16 protein-coding genes are annotated in these 17,847 nt (G+C 65.4%); all 16 read right to left on the bottom strand.

Features of this window, described 5'->3' with window-relative positions; all coding sequences use genetic code 11:
* Entirely contained in the window at window positions 1-1,158 is a 1,158-nt protein-coding gene (gene flgJ, locus ACFW0B_RS09205; RefSeq protein WP_449147606.1) for a flagellar assembly peptidoglycan hydrolase FlgJ, read from the bottom strand.
* Between the two features lie 9 nt (window positions 1,159-1,167).
* Window positions 1,168-2,268, bottom strand: coding sequence for a flagellar basal body P-ring protein FlgI (locus ACFW0B_RS09200; protein WP_449147605.1), 1,101 nt, complete (start codon window positions 2,266-2,268; stop codon window positions 1,168-1,170).
* 11 nt (window positions 2,269-2,279) lie between these two features.
* Window positions 2,280-2,993 carry a flagellar basal body L-ring protein FlgH gene (flgH, locus tag ACFW0B_RS09195; protein WP_449147604.1) on the bottom strand — a complete coding sequence of 238 codons (714 nt, stop codon included), beginning with the start codon at window positions 2,991-2,993 and terminating at the stop codon, window positions 2,280-2,282.
* Between the two features lie 18 nt (window positions 2,994-3,011).
* Window positions 3,012-3,797, bottom strand: coding sequence for a flagellar basal-body rod protein FlgG (flgG, locus tag ACFW0B_RS09190; protein ID WP_449147603.1), 786 nt, complete (start codon window positions 3,795-3,797; stop codon window positions 3,012-3,014).
* Between the two features lie 45 nt (window positions 3,798-3,842).
* The gene (flgF, locus tag ACFW0B_RS09185; protein ID WP_449147602.1) at window positions 3,843-4,586 is read right to left on the bottom strand and encodes a flagellar basal-body rod protein FlgF; all 744 of its coding nucleotides are present in this window, start codon (window positions 4,584-4,586) and stop codon (window positions 3,843-3,845) included.
* Between the two features lie 274 nt (window positions 4,587-4,860).
* Entirely contained in the window at window positions 4,861-6,198 is a 1,338-nt protein-coding gene (gene flgE, locus ACFW0B_RS09180; protein ID WP_449147601.1) for a flagellar hook protein FlgE, read from the bottom strand.
* 45 nt (window positions 6,199-6,243) lie between these two features.
* Entirely contained in the window at window positions 6,244-6,927 is a 684-nt protein-coding gene (gene flgD, locus ACFW0B_RS09175; protein WP_449147600.1) for a flagellar hook assembly protein FlgD, read from the bottom strand.
* Between the two features lie 19 nt (window positions 6,928-6,946).
* The gene (gene flgC, locus ACFW0B_RS09170; RefSeq protein WP_190830190.1) at window positions 6,947-7,393 is read right to left on the bottom strand and encodes a flagellar basal body rod protein FlgC; all 447 of its coding nucleotides are present in this window, start codon (window positions 7,391-7,393) and stop codon (window positions 6,947-6,949) included.
* A 14-nt stretch (window positions 7,394-7,407) separates the two neighbouring features.
* Window positions 7,408-7,815 (bottom strand): flagellar basal body rod protein FlgB, encoded by a 408-nt coding sequence (gene flgB, locus ACFW0B_RS09165; RefSeq protein ID WP_449147599.1) that lies wholly within the window; start codon window positions 7,813-7,815, stop codon window positions 7,408-7,410.
* 324 nt (window positions 7,816-8,139) lie between these two features.
* Window positions 8,140-8,844 carry an NAD(P)H-dependent oxidoreductase gene (locus ACFW0B_RS09160; protein WP_449147598.1) on the bottom strand — a complete coding sequence of 235 codons (705 nt, stop codon included), beginning with the start codon at window positions 8,842-8,844 and terminating at the stop codon, window positions 8,140-8,142.
* A gap of 90 nt (window positions 8,845-8,934) precedes the next feature.
* Window positions 8,935-10,125, bottom strand: a complete 1,191-nt coding sequence (locus ACFW0B_RS09155) for a pyridoxal phosphate-dependent aminotransferase (protein WP_449147597.1) — start codon at window positions 10,123-10,125, stop codon at window positions 8,935-8,937.
* 21 nt (window positions 10,126-10,146) lie between these two features.
* The gene (locus tag ACFW0B_RS09150) at window positions 10,147-11,754 is read right to left on the bottom strand and encodes a 5-guanidino-2-oxopentanoate decarboxylase (protein WP_449147596.1); all 1,608 of its coding nucleotides are present in this window, start codon (window positions 11,752-11,754) and stop codon (window positions 10,147-10,149) included.
* A gap of 101 nt (window positions 11,755-11,855) precedes the next feature.
* Window positions 11,856-13,940 (bottom strand): acetate--CoA ligase family protein, encoded by a 2,085-nt coding sequence (locus ACFW0B_RS09145; RefSeq protein WP_449147595.1) that lies wholly within the window; start codon window positions 13,938-13,940, stop codon window positions 11,856-11,858.
* 74 nt (window positions 13,941-14,014) lie between these two features.
* Complete coding sequence (locus ACFW0B_RS09140) at window positions 14,015-15,175, bottom strand: acyl-CoA dehydrogenase family protein (protein WP_449147594.1); 1,161 nt, start codon at window positions 15,173-15,175, stop codon at window positions 14,015-14,017.
* An 18-nt stretch (window positions 15,176-15,193) separates the two neighbouring features.
* Window positions 15,194-15,976 (bottom strand): enoyl-CoA hydratase/isomerase family protein, encoded by a 783-nt coding sequence (locus ACFW0B_RS09135; RefSeq protein ID WP_449147593.1) that lies wholly within the window; start codon window positions 15,974-15,976, stop codon window positions 15,194-15,196.
* A 440-nt stretch (window positions 15,977-16,416) separates the two neighbouring features.
* Window positions 16,417-17,814 carry an amino acid permease gene (locus tag ACFW0B_RS09130; protein WP_449147592.1) on the bottom strand — a complete coding sequence of 466 codons (1,398 nt, stop codon included), beginning with the start codon at window positions 17,812-17,814 and terminating at the stop codon, window positions 16,417-16,419.
* Window positions 17,815-17,847: the final 33 nt, after the last annotated feature.

The following is a 17,847-nucleotide window of genomic DNA, read 5'->3' as shown; positions in this document are numbered from 1 at the left end:
TCATATCCTGGTGGTCGTGCTGTCGACTGCAGCAACGGCCTGGTAAACCTGCATGCCGCGGGCAATCTGGGAAATCTTGCGGGCGTACTGCGGATCGGTGGCGTAACCGGCCTTCTGCAGCTCACGGACGAACTGCTCCGGTTTCTCCGCGGAGGCCAGCGCCCGCTGGTAGCGGTCGTTGTTCTGCAGGAAGCTCACATAGTCGTGGAAGCTCTGCTCGAAAGAGTTGTAGGAGCGGAACGATGCTGCCTCCTTCACCGCCTTGCCGCCCTTGTACTCGGTGGTCATCACCCGCGCGGAGTCGCCGCCCCAGCTCTTGTGGGCCTTGATGCCGAACAGGTTGTGGCTGCTGGAGCCATCGCCCTCGCGGATGATCGACTTGCCCCAGCCGGTTTCCAGTGCCGCCTGAGCCACCAGGTAGCGCGGATCGACGCCGATGCGTTCGGCGGCCTTCTCGGCCATCGGCAGCAGCGTCTCGATGAATTCGTTGCGTGAGGCGAACACGCGCTTGCTGGTGCCCCTGGCCGCCTCGACGCCCACCGGCTCACGCTCCGGCGCAGCGTAGACCTTGGCCGGAGTCCAGTCCTGGCCGGCCAGCGGGGCACCGGCAACCCGCTCGGGCGACGGCACGATACCGGCCGCCTGGCGCTCGCTCAGCTTGCCCGGCAGGGCCAGGCGGCGCTGGTTGAGCAGCCTGGAGTCGTCGCGTTCGGCGAAGCCCGGGGCCTCGGCTTTCGCCACCGGCTTGCTGCCCTGCGTCGGCCAGCTGGCCTGGACGCCGGACTGCACCTGGGCGAAGGGATTGGGCGCCGTGGACTTGTTGGTCCTGGACAACTGGCGGGTCAGCACATCGGCCAGGCCGACGCCGCCCTGCCTGGACAGGGTCACGGCCAGCTGCTGGTCGTGCATGTCCTGGTAGGTCTTGCTCTCGTTGCTGTTCAGGTAGTTGCCTTCGGCGAAGGCTTCGCCCGCCTGACGCATGGACTTCATCATTTCGCTGAGGAAAAGCGACTCGAATTCCTGGGCCACCTTGCGGATGTTGGCCTCGCTGTCACGATCCTTGCCGGCCTTGAACTGGCTGAGCCGGTTCAGGTCGGTATAGGCGCCGCTGTCCACCTTGGAACCGCTGGCGAAACCTGCAGAGAATTTCGCGTTCATCGCTTTCCCTTAAATCACGATCAGGTCGGCTTGCAGGGCACCGGCCTGCTTCAGCGCTTCGAGGATGGCCATCAGGTCGGACGGCGCAGCACCCACCTGGTTGACCGCACGCACGATCTCGTCAAGCGTCGTGCCGGGGCCGAACTTGAACATCGGTTTGGCCTCCTCCTCGGCATTGATCCTCGAGCGCGGCACCACGGCGGTCTGGCCACCGGAGAAGGCTTCCGGCTGGCTGACGATGGGGTCCTCGGTGATGGTGACGGTCAGGCTGCCGTGGGTCACGGCGGCCGGCTGCACCTTCACGTTCTGGCCGATGACGATGGTGCCGGTGCGCGAGTTGATGATGACCTTGGCCACGGCCTGGCCAGCCTCGATTTCCAGGTTCTCGATCACCGAGAGGTAATCCACGCGCTGGCCCGGGTCCAGCGGCGCGCTGACCCGTACCGAGCCGCCATCCACCGCCTGGGCAACGCCCGGGCCGAGCAGTTCGTTGAGCTTGTCGACGATGTTCTTCGCCGTGGTGAAGTCCGGACGGTTGAGGTTCAGAGTGAGGAAGTTGCCCTGCTCGAAACCACTGGGCACCGGACGCTCCACGGTGGCGCCGGACGGAATACGCCCGGAGGACGGGACGTTGACGGTGATCTTCGAACCGTCGCTGCCCTGGGCATCGAAGCCGCCCACCACCAGGTTGCCCTGGGCAATGGCGTAGACGTTGCCGTCGATACCTTTCAGCGGTGCCATCAGCAGACTGCCGCCGCGCAGGCTCTTGGCGTTGCCGATGGAGGAAATGGTCACGTCGATGGTCTGGCCCGGCTTGGCGAAAGGCGGCAGGTCGGCGTGGATGGACACCGCGGCGACGTTCTTCAGCTGCACGTTGCCGACGTTGGGCGGCACCTTGATGCCGAACTGCGCCAGCATGTTGTTGAAGGTCTGCAGGGTGAACGGCGTCTGGGTGGTCTGGTCGCCCGTGCCGTTCAGGCCCACCACCAGGCCGTAGCCGATCAGCTGGTTGGTCCGCACGCCCTGGATGCTCGCCAGGTCCTTCAGGCGTTCGGCCTGGGCGAGGCTCGCGGCGAGCAGCAGGCAGAGGGTGGTGATCAGTCGCTTCATGGTCGGTCTCATCAGAACGGGAACAGCGGGCTCATGAAGAACCGGTCGAACCAGCCGGGCTGGCTGGCATCAGCGAAGGCACCGGTGCCGGAATAGGTGATGCGCGCATCGGCCACGCGGGTGGACGGCACGGTGTTGTCGGTGCCGATGTCGTCGGAACGAACCAGACCGGCGATGCGCACCAGCTCGTCGCCGGTGTTCAGGGTCAGCCACTTCTCGCCACGCACCGCGAGGATGCCATTGGGCAGCACTTCGGACACCGTGACAGTGATGGAGCCGGACAGGCTGTTGCTCTGCCCCGCCTTGGCATCGCCCTTGGTGTCACGGCTGGCGTTGTATTCGGCGTCCAGCGACAGGCGCGCGGCATCCAGCGGGTTCAGGCCGCCGTTGGGGTTGTTCACCGACACGCCGCCGCCGAAGAGCGAGGTCAGGCCGATGTTGGCGTTGCTGTCCTTCTGGATCTGCGAGTTGGCGTTCTTGCTGGCCTGGGTGCGCTCATTGAGGGTGATGGTGATGATGTCACCCACGCGGTAGGCCTTGCGATCGTCGTAGAGGTTGGTCTCGAAACCGGCCTGGTAGATGGCGCCATTGTTCTGCGCCGCCGGCAGCGGAGTGCGCGGCAGGACCGGCGCGTAGTACGGATCGTTCGGCCGCGGAGCCGGCTGCACACAGCCCTGGATGAGGGCGATACCGAGCAGCGGGAGAAGAATGATCAGCCGGTTCATTGCGACTACCTCGGGGCGTTACAGGTTCTGCGTGACGAAAGCGAGCATCTGGTCGGCGGTGGAGATGACCTTGGAGTTCATCTCGTAGGCGCGCTGGGTGGTGATCATGTTCACCAGCTCCTCGACCACGCTGACGTTGGAGTTTTCCAGGGTGTTCTGCTGCAGGGTGCCAAGGCCGGTGAGGCCCGGCGTACCCACCTGCGGCGCGCCGCTGGACGCGGTCTCCAGGAAGAGGTTGTTGCCGATGGCCTGCAGGCCGCCGTAGTTGACGAAGTCGGCGGTCTGGATGTTGCCGATCACCTGGGCGGCGGGGTTGCCGAGGGTGGTTACGGAGACGGTGCCGTCCTCACCCACGGTGAAGGTCTGCACTTCGGCCGGCAGGACGATGGCCGGCTCCAGGGCGAACCCCTGGGAAGTGACGATCTGGCCGTCGGAGTTCAGGTGGAAGCTGCCGTCGCGGGTGTAGGAGACGGTGCCATCGGGCAGCAGCACCTGGAAGAAGCCACGGCCGTTGATGGCCATGTCCAATGGTTGTTCGGTGGTCTGCAGGCTGCCCTGGGTGAAGATCTTCTGGGTGCCGGCAATGCGCACACCGGTACCCAGCTGCAGGCCGGTGGGCAGCTCGCTGTCCTGGCTGGTCTGGCCACCGGGCTGGCGGCGGATCTGGTACAGGAGGTCCTCGAACTCGGCGCGGTCGCGCTTGAAGCCCGTGGTCGAGACGTTCGCCAGGTTGTTGGAAATGGTGGTCAGGTTCATGTCCTGGGCGGACAGGCCGGTCTTGCTGACCCAGAGTGCCGGAAGCATCTATTTCTCCTCGGGCGCCGGAAACATGGCGCCGCCTGCTGGTGATTAGCTGAACTGCAAGACCCGCGCCATCGCCGAGGCATTGTCCTCGGCGGTGCGCATCATCTTCACGGAAAGCTCGAACTGGCGGGACAGCGAGAGGATCGCGGTCATCTCTTCCACGGCGTTGACGTTGCTGGCTTCGATGAAGCCGGAGGTCACGCGGACATTGGCGTCGGCCTGCACCACCTGCTGCGGGTCCTTGATCCGGATCAGGCCGTCGGTGCCCTTCTCCAGCTGCCCGGGATCGGGATTGACCAGCTTGATGCGGTCGACCTCGGCCACCACGTTGGGAGCTTCACCGAGGGCGCGGATGCTGAGGGTGCCGTCCTGGCCGATCTCGACCTTCTGCTCCGGCGGAATGGCGATGGGACCGGCATTGCCCATGACCGGCAAACCATTGCCGGTACGGAGCTGGCCAAGGGCATCGATCTGCAGGCTGGCGGTGCGCACATAGGCTTCACCGCCGTCGGGGGCCTGCACGGCGATCCAGCCCTCCCCTTCGATGGCCACGTCCAGGTCGCGACCGGTTTCCTGCAAGGCACCGGGGGTGAAGTCGGTACCGGGCCGCTCGGTCATGGCATAGACCCGCGACGGAAAGCTGTCGCCGAACACCGGCATGGAGCGCGCCTGTTCGAAGTCGCGACGAAAACCGGAGGTCGAAATGTTCGCCAGGTTGTTGGCATGAGCACGCTGGGCCAGGCTGTTCTGGCTGGCTCCGCTCATTGCGACATAAAGCATCTTGTCCATGAATCTCTCCGAGTGGGCGTTGCCGCCCTTGGCGCTTTGCATGCCATATAGCAAGCGTCATGCCAACGCCGGAGACAACCCACAAGATATTGAAATAAAAGGACTTTTCAGAAAAGAAAAAGGCCCAATCGAGGGCCTTGTCAAAGCGCTGGCGGCGAGGGGATGCCGCCAGCGGCAAGGGGATTTGCCGCCGGTAGGAGCGGGCTTGCCCGCGAATGGGCAAACCTTCGCGAGCAAGCTCGCTCCTACAAAAGCCATTACATGCAGCCACTCATCAGCGCAGGTTGATGATGGTCTGGGTCACGGCGTCCTCCGTCTGGATCGTCTTGGCGTTCGCCTGGTAGTTGCGCTGGGCGACGATCAGGTTCACCAGCTGGTCCGACAGTTCGACGTTGGAGTCTTCCAGGGCACCGGCCTGCAGGGCACCCAGGGTGCCGGAGCGCGGGGTGCCGACCACCGGCTCGCCGGACTCGAAGGACTGCACCCAGCCGGTCTTGCCTACCGGGGTCAGGCCCTGGACGTTGGCGAAGTTGGCGAGGATCACCTGGCCCTGCACCTTGGACTGGCCATTGGTGTAGCGGGCGAAGATCACGCCGGTATCGTCGATTTCCAGACCTGCCAGTTGGCCGGTGGTGTAGCCATCCTGGCTGATGCTGTTGACGGCGAAGGCACTGGAGTACTGGGTGGAGCCACGGATATCGATGCTGATGCCGCCCGCGTTGGCAGTGGCGCCGTTGGACGACCAGTTGGCCGGGGTACCGCCGTCGGAAACCGCGGGCACCCAGTCGTCGAGGTTCATCAGACCGGTGACGGGGTCGAAGTTCAGTTCGCCGCCCGCCGCCATGCCAACGGTGTCCAGGCTGCCGTCGGCGTTGAACAGCAGGTTGGTGGTGTGCGGGTCGGTGCTGGCGGGGTTGGACGGATTGCGTCCATCCACCAGCACGGCCATGGTCCAGTTGTTGGTCACCGGCGGGGTGGCGGCCGGGTCCGAGTTGTTGATGAAGTACTGGGTCATGACATGGGCGTTGCCCTGGGAGTCATAGATGTTGACCGAGGTGGACGAGGTGTAGGTCGTCGGGTCGCTCGGATCGAACGGCGTATTGGTCGGCGCCTTGGTGGTGGAGTTCAGGTTGAACTTCTGCGCGACCTGGGTGGTGGCCTTGGGCGCCTGGTTGGAGGTCTGGATCTGCAGGTCGCTGATGACGCCGTTCTGCACATTGCCATTGCCATCGATGCCGTAGCCCTGCAGGCGATAGCCGAAGTTGTTGACGATGTAGCCGAGGCGGTCGGTACCGAAGTAACCGGCGCGGGTGTAGCTGATCTCGCCGTTGTTGCTGGTCTGGAAGAAGCCGTTGCCATTGATGGCCAGGTCCAGGGCGTTCTGGGTGTAGTTGATGTTGCCCTGGTTGAACAGCTGGGACACGTCACCCAGGCCCACGCCGCTGCCCTGCGCGTTCTTGCCGGTGCCGAGCACCGAGGCGGCATAGACGTCGGCGAACTCGGCACGGGACTGCTTGAAGCCTGCGGTGCCGGCGTTGGCAATGTTGTTGCCGGTGACGTTGAGGTCGCTGGTCGCTGCGCGCAGACCGCTGAGACCGATGTTGAACGCCATTACTCTCTCCTTTGCCGGTGCTTCCCGGCGCTCTTGACCGGGAGGTTACTGACCGATGACCTGGACCTTGGACAGGCCGACGCTGCCGATGCCGGCGAGGTTGAGCATCAGCTCGCCGCCGTTCTGGCTCAGGGTGACGCTGTCCACGTTGGCCGGCAGCATGGTGTAGAGGGCCTTGGTTTCGCTGCCGTACTGGGCCTGCGCCTCGAACTTGTAGGTGCCGGGCGGCATGACCTTGCCGCTGGAGTCCTTGCCGTCCCACATGAAGCTGACGCTGCCGGCCGGCTGCTCGCCGAGGTTGATGCGGTTCACCAGGGCGCCTGCGTTGTCGTAGACGTTGACCCAGACGTTGCTGCTGGAAATGGGCAGATTGGCGCTGGCCTTGAAAGTTTCCGCGGTATCCACCACCGCCTTCTCGCTCGGCACGATGACCTTGCGCCCCACCAGGGACGAGGCCTGCAGCGCCTGGGAAGACTGGTAGCCGGACAGCAGCGAGCCCATGCTGCTGTTCAGTTTCTCGATGCCTTCCACCTGGCTGAACTGCGCCAGCTGGGCAATGAACTCGCCGTTCTCCTGGGGCGACAGCGGGTCCTGGTTGTTCAACTGGGCGACCAGCAGTTCGAGGAACTCGTTCTTGCCGAGGTCCTTGCTGCTGGATGTCTCGTTCTTGATGGCGTACTGGTCGAGGAACGACTGGCCATCGGTGGATGCTACGTTGCTGACACTCATGCTGTTCCCTCGCGCGCTATCACTGACCCAGGGTCAGCACCTTCTGCATCATCTGTTTGGCCGTGTTCATCATTTCCACGTTGGTCTGGAAGGACCGGCTGGCGGAAATCATGTCGGCCATTTCCTCGACCACATTCACATTCGGGTAGTAGACGTAGCCATCGGCATTGGCCGCCGGATGGTTCGGCTCGTAACGCGGGGTCAGGGTGCTCTGGTCTTCGATCACGCCAAGCACCTGGACGCCGGCGCCGGACTGGTCCTGGTCGGCGAACAGCGAGCCACGGTCGCCATTGCCCAGGCTGTCCTGCATCACGGTGGCGAACACCGGATGGCGGGCGCGGTAGGTCTGGTCGAGGCTGGAGGACACCGTTTCGGCGTTGGCAATGTTGCTGGAGATGGTGTTCAGCCGGGTGTTCTGGGCACTCATGCCGGTGCCGGCGATGTTGAAGATGCTGGACAGGGACATGGCTGGACTCTCCGTTATTCGCCGCGCAGGGCGTTCATCAGCCCTTTGAACTTGCTGTTGAGGAAGGTGAAGCTGGCCTGGAACTGCATGGCGTTCTCGGTGTAGTTCGCCTGCTCCAGCTGGGCGTCGACGGTGTTCTGGTCGATGGCGGCCTGGAACGGCACGCGGTACTTCAGCGCGGCGTCGGCGATCTCGAAACCTTCGGCGGCAATGTGGCGCTCGTTGGTCCGGGCGGCCTGGAAGCTGCCGTGGGCGGCCTTCTCCGACTGCTGGGCCAGCACGCTGGCGAAGTCCAGGTCACGAGCCTTGTAGTTCGGGGTATCGGCGTTGGCGATGTTGTTGGCCAGCACCTCACCACGCTGGGCGCGGAAGCTTAGAGCTTGCTGATGGATGCCGAGGGCCTTTTCGAAACTGATGCTCATGTCCGGAACCTTTGCCAGTGGCAATCTGGTTTTGCTTGCCTGACATTCAGCAAAGGCCGTGCCACTTTAATTTTTCCTTTATTTTCAATGTCTTGAAGGAAAAACACGCGGCAAGAAGCGGCAACAGGCGCTGGTCGGGCGGCAAAGCGGCAAGGGCAGCTTGCCGCTGGTTGCCGCTTTGCCGGGGCATCGGGCGATAAAACAGGTAGGAGCGAGCTTGCTCGCGAATGATCGCGCTCGGGACGTTCGCGAGCAGAGCTCGCTCCTACAAATTTGCGTTGATCGGGGAAATAAGAAGGCCGCCCGTAGGCGGCCATGCAGCACTCATCGCGCCAGTGGGTACAACCTGTCGTCGAACTGCTCCAGCCGCGGAAAGGCGAGCGGCGCATCCTGCTCCAGCTGTTCCAGACGGGCCTGGTAGCCACGCAGGAAATCCTCGCGCGCGTCATTGCTGATATAGGGCACGTGCCAGGCCACGAAGGGCGGCAGCACGTCCATACCGACATAGGCCAGGGTGCCGCGCAGCAGCGGACGCAGCATGTCTTCCAGCGGGCCATGAATGGCGCCTTCACCGAACATGTGCTCGCGGCCACCCAGGGTCAGGGTCACCAGCGCCTTCTTGCCGGCCAGGCCGCCCTGGTCGTAGAAACGCTTGCCGCCATAGCAGACGCCGGACACCAGCACCCGATCGATCCAGCCCTTGAGGATGGCCGGAACCGAGAACCAGTAGAGCGGGAAGTTGAGAATCAGCAGGTCGGCCCAGAGCAGCTTGTCCAGCTCGCGCTGGATATCCGGCGCGATATTGCCGGCCTTGACCCCTTCACGCTGCTCCAGGGCGTAGACCAGGTAGTCCGGGTTGGCCCGTTCGGAGAAGTCGGCAGCCGATGCCACCGGGTTCCAGTTCATCGCGTAGAGGTCGGAGACCTGCACCTGGTGGCCCTGCCCCTGCAGCGTCTCCACGGCCAGATCGCGCAGGGCGCTGGTGAAGGATTGCGGCTCGGGGTGGGCGTGGACGATCAGTACGTTCATGGGAATTCCTTGTACGGGATGTGCTACGGATTGGCGCTGGACATTAGCGGACCCGACGCGGGGATTTCCGCACCCGGCGCCAACCCTCATTCATGCGATCGCTCGCTGCTCAAGCAGCTCGGCCGCGCAGCGGGCGATGCGTCGACAGGCTTCCTGCAACGGTTCGCTGCCCAGCACCAGCCCCAGGCGGATATGCCCCGCGGCGCTTGGCCCGAATGCCTCGCCGGCCAGCACCGAGACGCCGTAACCGTCCAGCAGGCGGTCGGCGAAGTCCTGGGCGGAAAGGCCGGTTTCACGGATGTCCACCATCACGAACATGCCGCCGTCCGGCTTCAGCGCGCGCAGGCCGGGGCAACCTTCGAGGGTGGCGCACACGAGGTCACGCCGCTGGCGATAGGCCTCGCGCATGGCATCCAGCTCCGGCAGGCGCGCCTCCAGCGCAACACAGGCGGCGTCCTGAACGAAGTCCGGCGAGCCGTAGAGCATGCACAGGGCGAGGTTTTCCAGGTGCCCGGCCAGCTCCTGCGAACCGACCACCCAGCCCACGCGCCAGCCGGTCATGGCGTGGGACTTGGACAGGCTGTTGATGGTGGCCGTGCGCTCGGCCATGCCCGGCAGGCTGGCCGGGCTGACGTGCTCGCCCTCGAAGAGCAGTTCGCTGTAGACCTCGTCAGAGATCATCCACAGGTCATGGGCGATGCAGAGTTCGGCCAGGGCATTCCAGGTGGAACGCGGCAGACTGGCGCCGGAGGGGTTGTGCGGGCTGTTCAGGGCCAGCGCGCGGGTACGCGGGGTGATGGCGGCGGCCACGTCCTCGGGCTGGATGCGGAAGCCGTGCTCCGAGCGCACCGGCACCGGCACGACCTTGGCGCCACAGGCACCGAACACCGCCTCGTAGGTAACGTACATGGGCTCGGCGACTATGACCTCGTCCCCCGGGTTGAGCAGGCACTGCACCACGCAGAACAGCGCACACTGGGCGCCGGCCAGCACCGCCACCTGGTCGGCCCCCACGCTCTGTCCGCTGCGCTGGTTGTGCCAGGCGGCAATGCGTTGCCGCAGGGGGAACTTGCCGCGCACGTCGGAGTAGTGGGTATTGCCGTTGAGCAGGCTATCGATGGCGGCCTGGATGATGGGTTGCGGGGTGTCGAAATCAGGGTCGCCTACCGACAAGAGGAGAATGTCGTCTCCCCGGGCCTGGCGTTCCAGTGCGCGGTAGTGGATGTTCCAGGCCGCCGCGCCGTCGCCGGCAATGCGTTGGGTGAGGTCGGAAAAGCGCATATTCAGCTCCTTGCCCTGTGCTCAGCGAGCACAGGCATGTTTCAGTTCGATCAGGGTGACGCCGGGGTGGCCGAAGCCTGCGCGCAGGTCACGTTCCAGCTCGTCGAGACTTTGCGGCTGCTTCACGCTGCAACCGAAGGCCCGGGCAAGGTCGGCGAAATCCGGGTTGCGCGGCAGCACGCCCACCGGCTCGATATCCAGGGCCAGCATGTCGTCGCGGATCTGGCCCAGGGCGTCGTTGTTCCACAGCAGCACCACCAGCGGACTGTCGAGTTCCTCCGTGGCGGTCGCCAGTTCCTGCGCGGTGTAGAGGAAACCGCCATCCCCAACCAGCACCAGGCCGGGCCGTTCCGGTGCGCCGAACTTGGCGCCGATGCCGGCCGGCAGGCCGTAGCCGAGGGTGCCGTAGCCGGTGGGGTGCAGCCAGCTGCGCGACGCCCGGCTGGCGAAGGCGTAGTTGCCGGTGTAGGCCAGCTGGGTCATGTCGGTACTGATGAAGGCATCCGCCGGCAAGGCAGCGGCAATGCGGTCGAGAATCGCCTGGTGAATACCCTGCAGCGGCGCGTGACCATTGCGGATGTCCTCACGCAGACGGGCAACGCGGGCGGCAGCGGCCTCCCCTGCCCTGTTCGTTTCCGGCAGGCACTGCAGCAGCGCTTCCAGGGTCTGGCCGGCATCGCCCTTGAGCGCGACGGCACAGGGATAGAAATCGTTGAACTTGCGTGAGTCGATATCGACGCGGATCAGCTCGCCGGACAGCGGCAAGCGCTCGCGCCAGAAATCGGTGTCGGCCATCTCGGTGCCCACGGCGAGCACCAGGTCGGCCTCGGCGATCATCTCCCAGCCCGGTGCAACACAAAGGCTGGCACCAGCGTTGAGCGGAGCCTCCGGCGGCAACAGGCCCTTGCCGGCCACGCTGGTGAATACCGGCGCGGCCAGGCGCTCGCTGAGTGCCTGCACGGCACCGGCCGCGTCCAGCGCACCACCACCGGCAATGATCATCGGCCGGGCGGCTGCCGCCAGAAGCCTGGCTGCGGTATCCAGCGACTCGCCATCGGCCACACCCCGGCCGGGGCGGCGCACCACCTCGGCGGTCCAATCACGCGCCACAGGGGCGGCGAGCACGTCCAGCGGCACGGAAATATGCACCGGACGCGGGCGCTCGCCATCGAACACGGCAAAGGCACGGGCAACCAGCTCCGGCAGGTCCTCGGGACTCAGGGCGACCGCCGAAAAGGCCGTGATGGGCGCGGTGATCGCGCGCTGGTCCTGGGTCTCGTGCAGGCAGCCCCATCCCTTGCCGAGGCTGGCGCTGTGGTTGACGCTGGAAATCACCAGCAGCGGAATCGAATCGGCGTAGGCCTGGCCGATGGGCGTGGCGGCATTGGTCACGCCCGGGCCGGTGATGATGAAGCAGACGCCCGGCTTGCCGCTGACCCGCGCGTAGCCGTCGGCCATGAAACCGGCGCCCTGCTCGTGGCGGGTCAGCACATGGCGGATGCCGCTGCCGGGCAGGCCGCGATACAGCTCCAGGGTGTGCACGCCGGGAATGCCGAACACGGTGTCCACGCCGTAGTTGGCCAGCAGGCGAACCAGGGCCTGACCGCCGGTAAGAGTGTTCTGTTGCATGAGGTATCTCCTCGAATCGATGCCAAGACCTGTAGGAGCGAGCTTGCTCGCGAACGGCCGTGTGCCGGACTTTCGCCAGCAAGCTGGCTCCTACAAGAGCGTCATTTACCCAACCGGATCAGCGCATCCACCGCCATGGCACCGTCGGCACCGACCAGCAGCGGATTCACGTCCAGCTCCAGCAAGCGCCCGACGTTCTCACAGGCGTAGTCGGCAACCGCGCGAATGGCGGCCACCAGCGCGTCCAGATCCGCCGCGGGGCGCCCGCGGAAGCCGATGAGCAGCGGCGCACTGCGCAGGCTCAGCAGGGCATCGCGGATCGCGGCATCGTTGGTGGGCAGCAGCAGGCTGCGGCTGTCCTTCAGCAGCTCGACGAGAATGCCGCCGGCCCCTATCACCAGCGCCAGGCCGAAACCTTCCTCACGCTTGACGCCCACGATCAGCTCCGCGAGTGGCGGGGTGGCCATGCGCTCCAGCAGCACCTGGTCGAAGGCCACGCCGGGCGCGTAGGCGGCAATGCGTTGCCGCATTTCGTCCAGGGCATGTTGCAAGGCTTCGGCATCACGCAGATTGAGGGCCACGGCGCCGGCTTCGGTCTTGTGCGGCAGCTCTGCACTGACGGCTTTCAACACCAGCGGATAGCCAAGCTCGCCGGCATCCTCCACAGCCCGTTCCGGCGTGCTGAGCCGCGCTTGCGGAACCGGCAGGCCAAAGGTGCGCAGGGCCTGCTTGGACTGCCACTCATCCAGCAGCGCGCCACCGGCCAGAGGCAATGGGTTGAGGGGCACCAGGGCCGACTCGCCCCGGGCCAGCAGTGCCTCCCGACGCTGCCGGTAGGTGGCGATCCGGCCCCAGGCGGCCAGGCCATCCTCCACGCCCTGCAAGGCAGCGACGCCACGGGCGTGCAGGTACTCGCGGGCGGATTCTGGCAGCAGTTCCGGGAAGGCCGAGGCAATGAATCCGGTCTTGCCGTGACGCTCCAGGGCTTTGCAATACAGTTCCAGCAGCAGGTCGCACTGGGGCCGCTCGCCGGTTTCCTCGCCCGGGTAATCCAGCACCAGCAGCGCGGCATCGGCGGCACTGCGCAAGGCGCTGTCGAGCATGCGCTCCAGCGCATCGCCGTCGCCCCAGATGGCCGTGGTGAAATCGAGCGGGTTGGCGATATTGGCGTACCCCGGCAGGACCTGCGCCAGTTCATGGCGCTGGCCGTCGTCCAGTTTCGGCAGCTGCAGGCCATTGGCCTCGGCGTAATCGGCGATCAGGCCGGCATCGCCGCCGGAGCAGGCCAGGGCGATCAGGCCGGGGCCGGCAGGCAGCTTGCCGCAGGCAGCGGCCTTGAGGGTCTCCATGAAGCTCACCGGGCCGCTGACACGGATCACCCCGAGGCGCTCGAAGAGGCTGTCGTACAGGGCATCGGAACCGGCCAGGGAGCTGGTGTGGCTGAGGGCCAGCTCGGCGCCGATCTGCGAGACGCCGGTTTTCAGGGCAATGACCGGGATGCCCTTCTCCAGGGCCTTGTGTGCCGCACGGGCAAAGCCCGGGACGTTCTTCAGGCCTTCCAGGTGCAGGCCGATGGCGGTGACGCGGGGCTCATCCAGCAGCACGTCCATCAGCTCTGCCACGCCCAGTTGCGCCTGGTTGCCCACCGAGGCCATGTAGGCGATCGGCAGGGAGCGGTCGCTCATGGACAGGTTGTAGGCGAAGTTGCCGCTCTGGGTGAGCACGGCCACGCCCTTCTCCACCAGCTGGCCACCATGGGCCACCGGCCAGAGTGCGGCACCGTGGAGGTAGTCCAGCAGGCCATAGCAGTTGGGGCCGAGCAGCGCCATGTCACCCGCCGCCGCCAGCAATTGCGCCTGCAGGGCCTGGCCCTCGGCGCCGGTTTCGGCGAAGCCGGAGGCGTAGCAGATGGCCCCGCCAGCCCCCCGGGCGGCCAGGGCAGCGACGCTGTCCAGCGTCTGTTCACGGTTGGTGGCGATGAACACGGCGTCCGGCCCGCACGGCAGGTCCGCGACGCTGGCCACGCAGGGCACGCCTTCCAGTTCGGCGTGCTGCGGGTTGACCAGCCACATCTGGCCGGCGAAGCCGCCTTCGGCGCAGCGCTTGAGGGCACGGGCCATGCTGCGGCCGCCGATGAAGGCCAGGTGCCGGGGCGCCAGCAGGCGCTTGAGGTTTTGTCTTTTCATGTCAGGTCTCGGTACAAGGCTCATTTCCCTCTCCCCCAACCCCTCTCCCGCAAGCGGGAGAGGGGAGCAAGGCGTCAGCGCAGCAGCGGGCGCAGCAGTTCGCGGGAAATGATGTGGCGCTGGATTTCCGAAGTGCCTTCCCAGATCCGCTCGATCCGGGCGTTGCGCCAGATGCGCTCCACCGGGCCTTCATCCATCAGTCCCATGCCACCGAAGATCTGCACCGTTTCATCGGCCACCTTGCCCAGCACTTCGCTGGCAAACAGCTTGGCCATACCGGCTTCGCCGTCGGTCATGGTGCCCTGGTCCATTTTCCAGGCGGTGTGCAGGGTCATCAGCTCGGCCGCACGAATCTGCGTGGCCATGTCGGCGAGCTTGAAGGAGATGCCCTGGTAGGTGCCGATGGGCTGGCCGAACTGCTTGCGGTCGGCGGCCCATTGCAGCGACAGGTCGAGGGCACGCTGGGCCTGGCCGACGCAGTTGGCGGCGACCATCACGCGGCCGGCGGTGAGCCAGGCGTTGGCCACTTCCCAGCCCTTGTTCACCTCGCCAAGAACTTTGGAGGCCGGCACGCGGCAGTCGTCGAAGAAGATCTCGTAGGTGTGGTAGCCCTTGTTGCTCACGCATTTCGGGCCACGGCGCACGGTCATGCCGGCGGTGCCCTTGTCTACCAGGAAAGCGGTGACGGCATTGCGCTTCTTGCCGTTGTGTTCGTAAGTGTCGGTGACGGCGAAAACGATGGCGAAGTCGGCATGGCCGGCATGGCTGATGAAGTGCTTCGCGCCGTTCAGCACGAAGTCGTCGCCATCGCGCACCGCGCGGGTCTTGATCGAGTTGGCGTCGGAACCTGCACCCGGCTCGGTCAGGGCGAAGCAGTCGATCTTCTCGCCCTGGACGCAGGGCAGCAGGTATTGCTCGATCTGCTCACCCTTGCAGGCCATGAGGATCTTCGAGGGCCGCGCGACGAACACGTGCAGCGCCCAGGAAACCTTGGACAGCTCGCGCTCCACCAGCGCCTGGGACAGGTAGTCGAGGCCGCCGCCCCCCACTTCCTCCGGCATGTTGAAGGCATAGAAACCGGCGGCGAGCGCCTTGCCGCGAATCTGCGCGGCCAGCTCTGGAGAGACCGCGTCGGCACGGTCCACTTCTTCCTCGTAAGGCAGCAACTCTTTCTCGACGAAGCTCTTCACGGCCTCGACGAGCATTTCCTGTTCCTGGGTCAGTTTGAAATCCATGGCGTCACCTGCCCGCTATCAGCGGCCTTTGAATTGGGGAGAACGTTTTTCGGCAACCGCGCGCAGAGCCTCGGCGGCATCTGCACTGCGTCCGCAGAGCAGTCCGGCGGCCTGTTCCGCAGCCAGTTGCTCGGCCAGGCTGCGATTGGCGCCGCCCTGGATCAGCGCCTTGGTCTGGGCGAACGCGAAGGTCGGACCAGCGGCCAGGCGCGCAGCCAGTTCACCGGCGACTGCCTGCAGTTGCTCGTCGGCGCACACCTCGCCCACCAGGCCAACGGATAGCGCCCGCTCGGCGCCCCAGAGTTCATCGAGGAACAGCAGGCGCTTGGCCTGCTCGGCGCCGATCAGGCGCGGCAGGTGCCAGCTGGCGCCAGCGTCGGGGGAATAGGCCATGCCGGTGTAGCCGGCCTTGAAACGCGCGGAAGCGGCCGCGATGCGGAAGTCGCAGCACAGCGCCAGGTCCATGCCCGCGCCGACCGCCGTGCCGTTGACAGCGGCGATGGTGGGCTTGGCCAGGCCGTGCAGGCGGCTCATCAGGGCATGGGCGGTTTCGGTCCAGCCGTAAGTTTCCAGCTCACCCCGAGCCTCGGCTTCGGCCCACTCGGCGAGGTCCGCGCCGGCACAGAAGCTGCGCCCCTCACCACTCAGGACGACCACGCGCACAGCAGAATCCGCCTCGTGGGCATCGAGCAATTCGAGCAGACCTTTCAGGGTGGGGATGTCCAGCGCATTGCGCTGCTGGGGACGGTTCAGGGTGATGCGGGCGACGCCGTCATCGACCTGGCTGAGCAAGGTGGTCATGGGAACCCTCGTCTTGTTGTATTGCTGTGAGGAAGAATCTGCAGCGATCCTAAACGAGTGTTCAGCAAGGCGGCAATCCTGCCCATTTGGGGTATGTAACGTCGCAGACAACACCTATCCATTTGTTTTTATTGGTTTTTTATTCATAGATCGGGGATGGATAAGGCGGGCTGTTACATCTTCGAACAAGTCGGAACGGGCCCTCTCCGTGCCCCAAGCCTGCAGGTGCGAATGGATTGGCTGCCGTTGCATCAAGTGCTGCAAGCGGCTGCATTGCCCGTAGGAGCCGGCTTGCCGGCGAATGGACCCGTTTCGCCAGCAAGCTGGCTCCTACACGAAACGGAAGGCCAATCAGCCCCGCGTCCTGCCCCGCGAAACGCCAACGGCCTTCTCCCTGGGGAGAAGGACGTTGGATGTACCTGAGGCCGGGCGCTACGCGATCACACCGCCGGAGCGGCAATCGCCTCGCGTTGACGCTTGAACTGCAGGAAGTAGTAACCGCCGTAGCAGAGCGCAATGAAGCCGAAGCCCCAGTAGAGCGACGGGCGCTGGGTCGGATCCAGGGCGAGGAAGACCAGCAGCGACACGCACAGCAGGATGCACGCCACCGGGATCAGCGGGAACAACGGTGCGGCGTACTTGAGGTCCCGCACGCTGCCGCCGGCCTTGTAGTGCTCGCGGCGGAAGCGGTACTGGGCCAGGGCGATGACGATCCAAGTCACGGTGCCAGCCAGGCCGCTGATAGCGGTCAGGACCACGAACAGGGTGTCGGCGGCGACGACGCTGGTCAGCAGTGAAAGCAGCGCGAAGCACAGCGTGATGCACAGCGCATAGACCGGCACGCCACGCTTGTTCAGCCGTGCCAGCCCCTGCGGCGCCATGCCGGTCTTGGACATGGCCCAGAGGATGCGGGTGCACGCATAGAGACCGGAGTTACCCACCGAGAGGATGGCGGTAAGAATGACGAAGTTCATCAGGTCGGCGGCGAAGGGAATGCCCACCATGTCGAAGACCTGGACGAAGGGGCTCTCCATCAGACCCGCCTGCTGCCAGGGCACGATGGCCGACAGCACGATGATGGCCAGCACGTAGAAGATCAGCACGCGGAACACCACGTTGCGCACGGCGCGGGGGATGCTCTTCTCCGGCTCGTCGGTTTCGCCGGCGGCGACCCCCATGATTTCGCAGCCCTGGAAGGCATAGACCACCGTCATCATCACGGCGAACACGGCGGAGATGCCATTGGGGAACAGGCTGTCACCGATCAGGTTGGAGAACATCGGCGCCGGCTCGCCACTGGCCAGCGGCAGCGCGCCAAAGATGGCCAGGAGCCCGACCACGATGAAGCCGAGGATGGCCGCCACCTTGATTCCGGAGAACCAGTACTCGGCCTCGCCGAAGGCGCGGGTGCTCAGGGAGTTGATGCCGAACAGCAGTGCCACGAACAGTGCCGACCAGTACCAGACGGGCACATCGGGGAACCAGCGGTCCATCAGCATGCCGGCGGCAGTGAACTCCAGGCCGACAGTGGTGGCCCAGCTCAACCAGTAGACCCAGCCCACCATGAACCCCGTGGCGGGGCCGACATAGCGGGTGGCGTGGGCCTGGAAGGAGCCGGAAACCGGCATCTGCACGGACAGCTCGCCCAGGCACACCATCACCAGGTACATCAGCATGCCGGCGACCAGATAGGCCAGCACGGCGCCAGCCGGACCGCCCTGGTTGATGGTGAAGCCGGAGCCCATGAACAGGCCGGTACCGATCACGCCGCCCAGAGACAGCATGAAGATATGGCGGCTCTTCAGCGCGCGGGTGAGCTGGATGCGTTGTTCAGACATGACGGACCTCCGAATGGAGGCGGCAATGCAGGT

Origin of the sequence: Metapseudomonas phytobenefica (genome assembly GCF_043392685.1) — a bacterium.
GTDB lineage: Bacteria > Pseudomonadota > Gammaproteobacteria > Pseudomonadales > Pseudomonadaceae > Metapseudomonas.
Note: the sequence above shows the minus strand (reverse complement) of the source record. Positions and strands in the feature narration are given on the sequence as shown.

Bases quoted from the DNA above. Each gene is read 5' to 3' on its own strand.
- flgJ (WP_449147606.1), bottom strand. From the start codon at position 1,158: ATGAACGCGAAATTCTCTGCAGGTTTCGCCAGCGGTTCCAAGGTGGAC.
- ACFW0B_RS09200 (WP_449147605.1), bottom strand. From the start codon at position 2,268: ATGAAGCGACTGATCACCACCCTCTGCCTGCTGCTCGCCGCGAGCCTC.
- flgH (WP_449147604.1), bottom strand. From the start codon at position 2,993: ATGAACCGGCTGATCATTCTTCTCCCGCTGCTCGGTATCGCCCTCATC.
- flgG (WP_449147603.1), bottom strand. From the start codon at position 3,797: ATGCTTCCGGCACTCTGGGTCAGCAAGACCGGCCTGTCCGCCCAGGAC.
- flgF (WP_449147602.1), bottom strand. From the start codon at position 4,586: ATGGACAAGATGCTTTATGTCGCAATGAGCGGAGCCAGCCAGAACAGC.
- flgE (WP_449147601.1), bottom strand. From the start codon at position 6,198: ATGGCGTTCAACATCGGTCTCAGCGGTCTGCGCGCAGCGACCAGCGAC.
- flgD (WP_449147600.1), bottom strand. From the start codon at position 6,927: ATGAGTGTCAGCAACGTAGCATCCACCGATGGCCAGTCGTTCCTCGAC.
- flgC (WP_190830190.1), bottom strand. From the start codon at position 7,393: ATGTCCCTGTCCAGCATCTTCAACATCGCCGGCACCGGCATGAGTGCC.
- flgB (WP_449147599.1), bottom strand. From the start codon at position 7,815: ATGAGCATCAGTTTCGAAAAGGCCCTCGGCATCCATCAGCAAGCTCTA.
- ACFW0B_RS09160 (WP_449147598.1), bottom strand. From the start codon at position 8,844: ATGAACGTACTGATCGTCCACGCCCACCCCGAGCCGCAATCCTTCACC.
- ACFW0B_RS09155 (WP_449147597.1), bottom strand. From the start codon at position 10,125: ATGCGCTTTTCCGACCTCACCCAACGCATTGCCGGCGACGGCGCGGCG.
- ACFW0B_RS09150 (WP_449147596.1), bottom strand. From the start codon at position 11,754: ATGCAACAGAACACTCTTACCGGCGGTCAGGCCCTGGTTCGCCTGCTG.
- ACFW0B_RS09145 (WP_449147595.1), bottom strand. From the start codon at position 13,940: ATGAAAAGACAAAACCTCAAGCGCCTGCTGGCGCCCCGGCACCTGGCC.
- ACFW0B_RS09140 (WP_449147594.1), bottom strand. From the start codon at position 15,175: ATGGATTTCAAACTGACCCAGGAACAGGAAATGCTCGTCGAGGCCGTG.
- ACFW0B_RS09135 (WP_449147593.1), bottom strand. From the start codon at position 15,976: ATGACCACCTTGCTCAGCCAGGTCGATGACGGCGTCGCCCGCATCACC.
- ACFW0B_RS09130 (WP_449147592.1), bottom strand. From the start codon at position 17,814: ATGTCTGAACAACGCATCCAGCTCACCCGCGCGCTGAAGAGCCGCCAT.